Source organism: Streptomyces sp. CRN 30, from assembly GCF_034105845.1.
Genome location: NZ_JAVRHI010000392.1, coordinates 22,792 through 31,657, shown reverse-complemented (window position 1 = coordinate 31,657; position 8,866 = coordinate 22,792). Strand labels below are relative to the sequence as shown.

The following is an 8,866-nucleotide window of genomic DNA, read 5'->3' as shown; positions in this document are numbered from 1 at the left end:
GCCGGGCCGCCCAGCGCGCCGCCGACGACGCCCGCCGCACGGCCCGCGCGCTGCGCGCCGAGCGCGCCGAGATCGCGGGCGCCCCCGACGACGTACCGGAGGAGGAGTCCGGGGCGCAGGCGGCGAAGGCGTCGCTGCCCGCGCTCCGCGAGGCATACCGGGCCGCCTCCCAGGTGTACGAGAAGGTCGGCGTCGGCGCCGACCTGCGCGCCGAGCAGAACCGCGCGGAGAGCGACGAGTCCGCCGCCCGCGCGGACCTCGACCGGCTCAGCAACAAGGTCCGCAACCGCGCCGAGCAGCTCCTCCAGTCCCCCGACGGCTCCGACGGGCCCTCCCGGCAGGCCGCGGTCGCGCGCGCGGAGGAGCTGGTGCAGCTCCTGGAGACCCGCATGTCGACCGCGAGCGAACAGCTCGGGCGGCTGCGCGGCGAGGCCGAGCGGCTCGCCCCCGAGGACGGCGAGGAGGCGCACACCGAGCTGCCCGGGGAGCAGTTCCCGGTCGGCGCCGAGCACGCCCAGACCCTGCTGCGCACCGCCACCGCGGAGCTCGCCGCCCGCACCGAGGCGCTGGAGCAGGCCCGCGAGGCCCACGCGGACCTGCTGGGGGCCCACCGCGCGGCCGAGGACGCGGCCGGCGGCTTCGACGAGACCGCGGCCCTCCTCCGCGACCTGCTGCGCGAGCACATCGCGGGTGAGGAGCAGGAGGAGCCCGAGCCGTACCCCGGCAGCCTGGAGGAGGCCCGCCGGGCCGCCGCCGAGACCCGCCGCTCGCTGCGCGGCTGCGCCGCCGACCTGTCCGCCGCCGAGGCCGCCGTGCGCGAGGCGAGCGACATCCTCGTCCGGCACGCCAACGCCACCCGCTTCGAGCAGGTCCGCACCCCGGCCCGCCAGCAGATCCGCGAGCTGCCCGCGTCCGCGCTGCCCGAGCACGCGCAGAAGTGGGCGGACGCCTTCGCGCCCCGGCTCCGCGTCCTCACCGACGAGCTGGAGCAGCTGGAGCGCAACCGCGACTCGATCGTGGACCGGCTGCGCGGGCTCGTGGAGTCGGCCCTCGCCACCCTGCGGTCCGCGCAGCGGCTGTCGCGCCTGCCCGAGGGGCTGGGGGAGTGGTCGGGGCAGGAGTTCCTGCGCATCCGCTTCGAGGAGCCCGACCAGGCCACGCTCGTCGAACGGCTCGGTGAGGTCATCGACGAGGCGACGCGCGCGGCCGTGAAGAAGAACTCCGACATGCGGCGCGACGGCATGTCCCTGCTGCTGCGTGGGGTCGCCGCGGCCCTGCGGCCCAAGGGCGTCGCCGTGGAGATCCTCAAGCCGGACGCCGTGCTGCGCGCCGAGCGGGTGCCCGTCGGCCAGATGGGCGACGTGTTCTCCGGCGGACAGCTGCTGACCGCGGCGATCGCGCTGTACTGCACGATGGCGGCGCTGCGCTCCAACGACCGGGGCCGCGACAAGCAGCGGCACGCGGGCACGCTGTTCCTCGACAACCCCATCGGACGCGCCAACGCCACGTACCTGCTGGAGCTCCAGCGGGCCGTGTCGGACGCCCTCGGGGTGCAGCTGCTCTACACCACCGGCCTGTTCGACACCACCGCGCTCGCCGAGTTCCCGCTGGTCATCCGTCTGCGCAACGACGCGGACCTGCGCGCGGGACTGAAGTACATCAGCGTGGAGGAGCACCTGCGCCCGGGGCTGCCGCAGCCGCCGCAGGCGGGGGAGGCGGTGCACAGCGAGATCACGGCGACCCGGATGTTCAAACGGCCCGCGCCGGCGGCCGGCTGACCGCTCGCGGCCGGCTGATCAGACGGCCCGGGCGGTACCGGCGTCCAGGCGCCGCAGCAGCCACGCGTGGAAGTCACCGATGTGGTGCTCGGTCGGCACCAGCACCCCGCCCCGGCGGTACGCCCGCGAGCCCATCGCGGGCTGCGTCCGCTCGCACGCCGCGAAGTCCTGCGTGTTCACCCGGTGGAACAGCTGCACCGACTTCGACACGTCCGCGCCCGAGGCGACGACCTCGGGCGCGTACAGCCAGTCGCACTCGACGAGCGTGCGGTCCTCGGCGAGCGGGAACATCCGGTGCAGGATCACGTGGTCGGGCACGAGGTTGACGAAGGCGGTCGGCTTCACGGTGATCGCGTAGTAGCGGCGGTCCTGCTCCCGCGCGACCTCGGGCAGCTTCCCGAAGCCCGTGCTGCCGTCCACGGTGAACCCCTCGACACCCTCGCCGAACGCGGCGCCGTGGCCCACGTAGTACTGGGCCGCGTACCCGCCCCTGAACTCGGGGAGCACCTCGCTGAGTTCGGGGTGGATGGTGGCGCAGTGGTAGCACTCCATGAAGTTCTCGACGATCAGCTTCCAGTTGGCCCGCACGTCGTAGGAGACGCGTTCCCCCAGTGTGAGACCCTCCGTGCCGTAGCGGTCGATCGCGGCGGCGTCGCCGAGGCGCTCCACGGCCGAGCCGATCACCGTCTCCTCGAACGAGGGCGGTTCCTCGGCGAGGCACACCCAGGCGTACCCGAGCCACTCGCGCAGCGCGACCCCGACCAGCCCGTACGCGACCCGGTCGACGTCCGGCATCCGCGCCAGGTTGGGCGCGGCGACCAGCCGGCCGTCCAGGTCGTACGTCCAGGCGTGGTACGGGCACCGCAGGGTGCGCCGCACCTCCCCGGACTCCTCCGTGCAGAGCCGGGCGCCGCGGTGCCGACAGACGTTGAGGAAGGCGCGCAGCCCGCCCGTGCGGGACCGGGTGACCAGCACGCTCTCCCGGCCGATCCGCACGGTGCGGTACGCGCCCGGCCGGGGGAGGTCGGCGGAGCGGACCGCGCACATCCACATCGACTCGAAGAGCAGCTCCTGCTCCCGCCGGAAGACCGCCGGATCGGTGTAGTAGTGACCGGGCAGCGTGGCGATCAGGCTGGGCGAGACGCGCTGCGGTGCGGGGGAGGCCGGGAACGTCGACACTGCGTACTCCTCAGGCTGGCGAGGCGGCGAGGCGGCGGGGGTCGAACAGATCGATCGGGTGTGCGGTGGTGCCGGTCAGGGCGAGGTCGGCGACGATCTCCCCGACCACGGGCACGAACTTGAAGCCGTGTCCGGAGAACCCGCACGCCACGGTCACCGACCCGGGGTGCGCGGGGTGGCGGGAGAGCACGAAGTGCTCGTCGGGGGTGTTGGAGTACATGCAGGTGGCGGCCTTGAGGAAGGTGCCGGGCAGCTCCGGGATCAGGCGGGAGACGTGCTCCGCCATGGCCGCGACCTCGTGGTCGTGGACCGTGCGGTCGATGGTCTCCGGGGTGGTGACCTCCCCCTTGCGGAAGAAGGCGACCTTGGCGCCGAGGTCAGGGCCGTCGATGGCGGGGAAGCCGTACACCTGGACGCCGCCCGCGTCCTCCCAGATGTAGATCGGGTGGTTCTCCGGGCGGAAGGGCTCCACCCCGTCCGGCGACGACGGCTGGAACCAGTGCATGACCTGCCGCTCGATCGTGAACGGCACCCCGAGGTCGGTGAGCAGCTGCGGCGCCCACGCGCCCGGGCAGATCACCAGCTGGCCCGCCGTGCAGGTGTTCCGCTCCGTGTGGACGCGTACTCCGTCCCCGTACGGTTCCCACCGCACCATCGGCTCCTCGAACCGCAGGTCGGCGCCCTGCCGGGCGGCCAGCTCCAGATGGGCGGCGACCATGTTCTCCGGGCGGACCAGTCCGGCCTTCTCCTCGAAGAGGGCGACCTCGTCGTCCCCGGGGTCCAGGGTCGGGAACCGGCGGCGGAGCTCCTCGGCGTCGAGCACCTCGTGGGCCAGGTCCCACTGCCGGGCCGACCGCAGCGACCCGGAGACGGTCCGCGAGTCCGGGCGCCCGATCATCACGCCCCCGCACAGGGTGGCGATCTCCCGGCCGGTCGCGCGCTCCACCTCCTCGTACAGCTCGTACGCGCGCAGCAGCAGCGGTACGTACGCGGGGTCCTCGAAGTAGGACTGCCGGGTGATCCGCGAACCGCCGTGGCTGGACCCCCGGGCGTGCACGGGGCCGAACTTCTCCAGGCCGAGGACGCGGGCACCGCGCGCCGACAGGTGGTGGGCGGCGGCACCGCCCATCCCGCCGAGACCGACCACGACGACGTCGTAAGAGGGGGACACCTGTATCTCCTCGTCCTTCTCGTCCTTCCCGTCCTCCGCGGCCCGCGGATGCGTCTCAGCGGCGGATACGGGTCATCTCCGGGTCGAACAGCGGCTCCTCGGCGACGGTCGCGGGAACCTTCTCGCCGAAGTACTCGATGTGCACGCCGGCCCCGGCGGCCGACGGGGGCAGCCAGGCGTACGCGACGCAGCGGCCCAGGGTGTAACCGTACGAGGCGCTGGTGACGTACCCGGCCGGGACCCCGTCGACGTACACGGGCTCCTTGCCGAGGACGACGGCGGCGGGGTCGTCGAGGAGGAGGGGGGTGAGCCTGCGGGCGGGCACGTACGGATCCCGCGCGTCCCGCGGGCCGTACCGGGAGCGCAGGGCGTCCTGGCCCACGAAGCCGTCCTTGTCCATGCGGACCGCGAAGCCGAGGCCCGCCTCGTACGGGTCGTGCTCGTCCGTCATGTCGACGCCCCAGGCGCGGTAGCCCTTCTCCAGCCGCAGGGAGGTGAACGCCGAGCGCCCCGCCGCGACCACCCCGAGCCGGCGGCCGGCCTCCCACAGGGTGTCCCACAGCCGCAGTCCCAGGTCGGCGGTGGTGTACAGCTCCCAGCCCAGTTCGCCGACGTAGCTCAGGCGCAGCGCGGTCACCGGGACGTGCCCCAGGTACGTCTCCTTCGCGCGGAAGTACCCGAAGCCCTCGTGCGAGAAGTCCTCGTGTGTCAGCGGCTGCACGAGCTCGCGGGCGAGCGGCCCCCAGACGCCGACGCAGCAGGTCCCCGAGGTGATGTCCCGCACCTGCGTGTCGGCGGGGGCGTGACGCAGCAGCCGGTCGAGGTCGGCGGGCGAGTTGGCGCCCACCTGGAAACGCTCGGGCCCCAGGCGCGTCACCGTCAGGTCGGAGCGCACGCCGCCGGTCTCGTCGAGCAGCAGCGTGTAGGTGACCGTGCCGACCTTCCTGCGGACGTTGTTGCTGGTCATGCGGTGCAGGAAGGCGAGGGCGCCGGGGCCGGTGACCTCGATCCGGCGCAGCGGGGTCATGTCGTACAGGGCGACCTTCTCCCGCGTGGCCCGGGCCTCGGCCGCCGCGATCGGGGACCAGTAGCGGGCCGACCAGGCGTCCCGCTCCGGGAGTACCAGGTCCTCCGCCAGCGGGGCGTTCGCCTCGTACCAGTGCGGGCGCTCCCAGCCGCCGCCCTCCAGGAAGAAGGCGCCGAGTTCCCGCTGCCGGGCGTGGAAGGGGCTGACGCGCAGCGGGCGCGGGTGCGCCGGCGGCTGGAGCGGGTGGATCACGTCGTACACCTCGACGAACTGCCGTGCGCCGCGCTCGCCGACGTACGACGGCGAGCGCTGGGCGTCCTCGAAGCGGGTGAGGTCGCACTCGTGCACGTCGAGGGACGGGCGGCCGTCGACCATCCACTCGGCGACCGCCCTGGCGACGCCCGCGGAGTGGGTGACCCAGACCGCCTCGGCCAGCCAGAAGCCGGTGGGCGCGCGGCTCTCGCCGAGCAGCGGCATCCCGTCCGGGGTGAAGGAGAACACGCCGTTGAAACCCGTGTCGATGCCGGTGTCGCGCAGGGCCGGCAGCAGCCGGCGGCACTCCTCCCAGCTGGGCGCCCAGTCCTCCGCGGTGAACGGGAACGAGGACGGCATGGCCATGTCCCGCGCGCGGGCCTCGTCGTACGCCGGGACCGTGAAGGGGTCGACCGGCAGCGGGCGGTGCGCGTAGGAGCCGATGCCGATGCGGTCGGTGTGCTCGCGGAGGTACAGGTCCTGGTCCTGGAGACGGAGGATGGGCCGGGATGCCTCGCGCCGGTGTCCGGCGAGTGCGGGGAGGGCCCGTGTCCTCGCGTACTGGTGTGCGAGCGGTTGCAGGGGTACGTCGACGCCGGCCATACGGCCGATGACCGGGCCCCAGAAGCCGGCCGCCGAGACGACGTGGTCGGCGGGGAAGGCGCCGCGGTCGGTGACGACGCCGGTGACCCGGCCGTCCCGCTGCTCGATGCCGGTGACCGTGTGGCGGTCCAGGAAGCGGGCGCCGCGAGCGGTCGCGCGCTCCAACTGGGCCCGGGCGGCCGGGAGGGCGCGGGCCAGGCCGTCGTCCGGGGTGTGGAAGCCGCCCAGGACCCGGGACTCGTCGACGAGCGGCCAGAGCTCCTTGCAGCGGGCCGGGGGGACGACCTCGCCGCGGATGCCCCAGGAGGCGGCCCAGCCCGCCTTGCGGTGCAGGTCGGCGAGGCGCTCGGGGGTGGTCGCGAGTTCCAGGCCGCCGACCCGGTCGAAGCACGGGACCCCGTCCACCTCCAGCGACGAGAACTTCTCGACCGTGTAAGCGGCGAACGCGGTGAGCGTTCCGGAGGGGTTGGTGCGGAAGACGAGTCCCGGGGCGTGCGAGGTCGAGCCGCCCGGGGCGGGCAGCGGGCCCTGCTCGAGGACGGTGACATCGGTCCAGCCGCGGGCGGTCAGCTCGTCGGCGAGGGAGCAGCCGACGATGCCGGCGCCGACGACGACCACGCGGGGAGCGGTACGGGAAGGGGGTGCGGTCGTGGAACCAGGTGCGCCCCTCTGCACAGCGACTGCGGCACGGACCTCGTGTGGCACGACAGACTCCTCAGCTGTTGCGCGTTGCACGACGGGTTGCGTGGTGAGAGACATAGTGAGAATGGCGTCGCAGGGCCGTCAAGGGGTGTGGGTCAACCCCACGTAAAACCCCCCGGACGTCGCGAAACGTGGCCGACACGAAGGAGGCGCGGGACCGGCAGGCTCCGGCCCGCGCCGTGTTCCGTGGGTGCGTGCGGGTGCTGTCGTGTCCGCCTCTCAGCCGCCGTACCCCAGGCGGCGGGACAGCTCGGTCCCGGCCGCGACCGCGCGCTCGGCCAGCTCCGGCAGCCGCTCGGGGCTCAGCCGGTACACCGGACCCGAGACGCTGATCGCGCCGGCCACCCTGCCGTCGTGGGCCCGCACGGGTGAGGCCACGGCGGCGAGCCCCAGTTCCAGCTCCCCGACGGTCGTCGCGTACCCCTGCCCCACCACGGTCTCCAGTTCGGCGCGGAGCGCGGACGCGCCCGTGACGGTGTGCTCCGTGAAGCGCGGCAGCGAGCGGGCGAGCAGGCCCTCGCGCAGCGTGGGCGGCATGTGCGCCAGCAGTACCTTGCCGCTGGACGTCGCGTGCAGGGGAGTGCGCCGGCCGAGCCAGTTCTGCGCGGTGACGGACGCGGTGCCGCGGGCCTGCATGATGTTGACGGCCGCGTCCTCGTCGTGCACCGCGATGTTGACGGTCTCGCCCAGCTCGTCGGCGAGTTCGCGGCAGACGGGGGCGCCCTCCTGGGAGATGTCCAGACGCACTGCCGCCGCCCCCGCGAGGCGCAGCACGCCGGCGCCCAGGTAGTACTTGCCGCGGTCCTTCGTCTGGGCCACCAGGCCGCGGTTCTCCAGGACGCCCAGCAGCCGGAAGGCGGTGGACCTGTGCACGTCCAGCTCGTCGGAGATCTCGGTGACGCCCGCCTCACCGAGCCGGGCGAGGATCTCCAGGACGCTCACCGCCCGGTCCACCGACTGGACGGCGCTCGCCGCGCCCCTGCCGTTCTGCTTCTGTCCGTCCTGCTTCCGGCCGTTCCGATCCTGCACGCGGGCCATGGGTCGACTCTCACCACCTGACGGCCCTGTGCGGACCGTATCTGCGGGAAGCCCTGACGCGACGGTCGTCCCGCGCGAATGCTGTCGCGCATAGACGCCTTACTGTGCGTCATGCGCAACGTCATGGTAGCGAGCCCTGCCATCGACGACACCTGCGCCCACCAGGACGCCCCCTCGCCGCCGTGAACCGTCGAGGAAGCGTCTCAGGCCCTACGGGTGCGACAGCTGCCCGGCACCGCCCCGCTGTCGACGTGTGCGGTGCCGGGAGCGCTCCGCGGAGCGTGCCTGACGCCGGGCCAGCCGGCGCTCCCGGCGCAGCGCGCGGGCCGTGCTGCTCGGGGCGGACACCACACCGTGCCGCTGGTTCCACACCTGCCGGGTGACCCATACGTCCAGCACGCTCCACGTCGCCAGCACCGTACTGGCGATGCTGCTGAGCACCATGGGGAAGGCGAGCCACGAACCGGCCAGCGTGCACAGGAACGCCACCATCGCCTGGATCAGCGTCACCGAGATGATCAGCACCGCGCGCACGGCGGCCGTCCGTACCGGGTCCGGCATCCGCCGTCTGCGCGCCGGCTCCTCCACCCACAACGGGCGGCGGTACGACTGCTCCTCGGCCACCCCGGCCCCGTACCACCTGTCCGGACCGTGTTCGCCGTCCGCCCCTTCCGCCCCGTACGCACCGTCCGGCTCGTGCGCGCCGTCCGCCGCCGCGGGACGGTCCGGTCGGCCGCCGTCCCCCGCGGCGTGGTGCGCGGTGCCGCGATTGGCCACTTCGCGGCTTGTGGTGCCGCGGTCCGGTCCGATCTTGTCGCCGTGTTCCGCCGTGGGCGTCACCACGCCATCGGGCGCCCCGCCCCGCTCCGCCCTGACCATCAACCCGTCACTCCCCACCGCCGGCAGCCGACTCGCTCCGGGACCACGAACCCCGGCATTCCTCTGGCTGCCCGGCATGCGCAGTTTTACGCCGCCCGAGTGCGGCATGCGGCGCCCGAAGCCGGCTCCGCCCCCGTTTCCTGTACGGAAGGACGCACGACGTCCGGAGAAGATTCCCGACACGCGGAGAAATCCGGTCAACCGTCGGGACGCGCAGCCGGAAAACGGTCGCTGTCG

At 73.7% G+C, this 8,866-nt stretch carries 6 protein-coding genes; 1 reads left to right on the top strand and 5 read right to left on the bottom strand.

The window, feature by feature from the left end; translation table 11 throughout:
• Positions 1 to 1,778, top strand: a 1,778-nt coding sequence (locus UW392_RS42420; RefSeq protein WP_320780631.1) for a hypothetical protein, incomplete at its 5' end; no start/stop codon positions are given.
• Between the two features lie 18 nt (positions 1,779 to 1,796).
• On the opposite strand, the gene UW392_RS42415 is transcribed toward UW392_RS42420, so the two are convergent.
• From UW392_RS42415 to UW392_RS42395, 5 genes are all read right to left on the bottom strand, one after another.
• Positions 1,797 to 2,957, bottom strand: a complete 1,161-nt coding sequence (locus UW392_RS42415) for an aromatic ring-hydroxylating dioxygenase subunit alpha (RefSeq protein WP_320780630.1) — start codon at positions 2,955 to 2,957, stop codon at positions 1,797 to 1,799.
• A gap of 10 nt (positions 2,958 to 2,967) precedes the next feature.
• On the bottom strand, positions 2,968 to 4,128 hold the full coding sequence (solA, locus tag UW392_RS42410) for an N-methyl-L-tryptophan oxidase (RefSeq protein WP_320780629.1): 1,161 nt from the start codon (positions 4,126 to 4,128) through the stop codon (positions 2,968 to 2,970).
• A 55-nt stretch (positions 4,129 to 4,183) separates the two neighbouring features.
• Positions 4,184 to 6,769 carry a GcvT family protein gene (locus UW392_RS42405; protein ID WP_414497179.1) on the bottom strand — a complete coding sequence of 862 codons (2,586 nt, stop codon included), beginning with the start codon at positions 6,767 to 6,769 and terminating at the stop codon, positions 4,184 to 4,186.
• Between the two features lie 162 nt (positions 6,770 to 6,931).
• Positions 6,932 to 7,750 (bottom strand): IclR family transcriptional regulator, encoded by an 819-nt coding sequence (locus tag UW392_RS42400; RefSeq protein WP_320780627.1) that lies wholly within the window; start codon positions 7,748 to 7,750, stop codon positions 6,932 to 6,934.
• 210 nt (positions 7,751 to 7,960) lie between these two features.
• A complete protein-coding gene (locus tag UW392_RS42395; protein WP_414497178.1) occupies positions 7,961 to 8,629 on the bottom strand; it encodes a hypothetical protein in 669 nt (222 codons plus the stop codon).
• Positions 8,630 to 8,866 lie beyond the last annotated feature (237 nt).

Excerpts from the sequence above, each read along its gene's own strand:
- UW392_RS42405 (WP_414497179.1), bottom strand. The coding sequence starts at position 6,769 with ATGTCTCTCACCACGCAACCCGTCGTGCAACGCGCAACAGCTGAGGAG.
- UW392_RS42400 (WP_320780627.1), bottom strand. The coding sequence starts at position 7,750 with ATGGCCCGCGTGCAGGATCGGAACGGCCGGAAGCAGGACGGACAGAAG.
- UW392_RS42395 (WP_414497178.1), bottom strand. The coding sequence starts at position 8,629 with ATGGTCAGGGCGGAGCGGGGCGGGGCGCCCGATGGCGTGGTGACGCCC.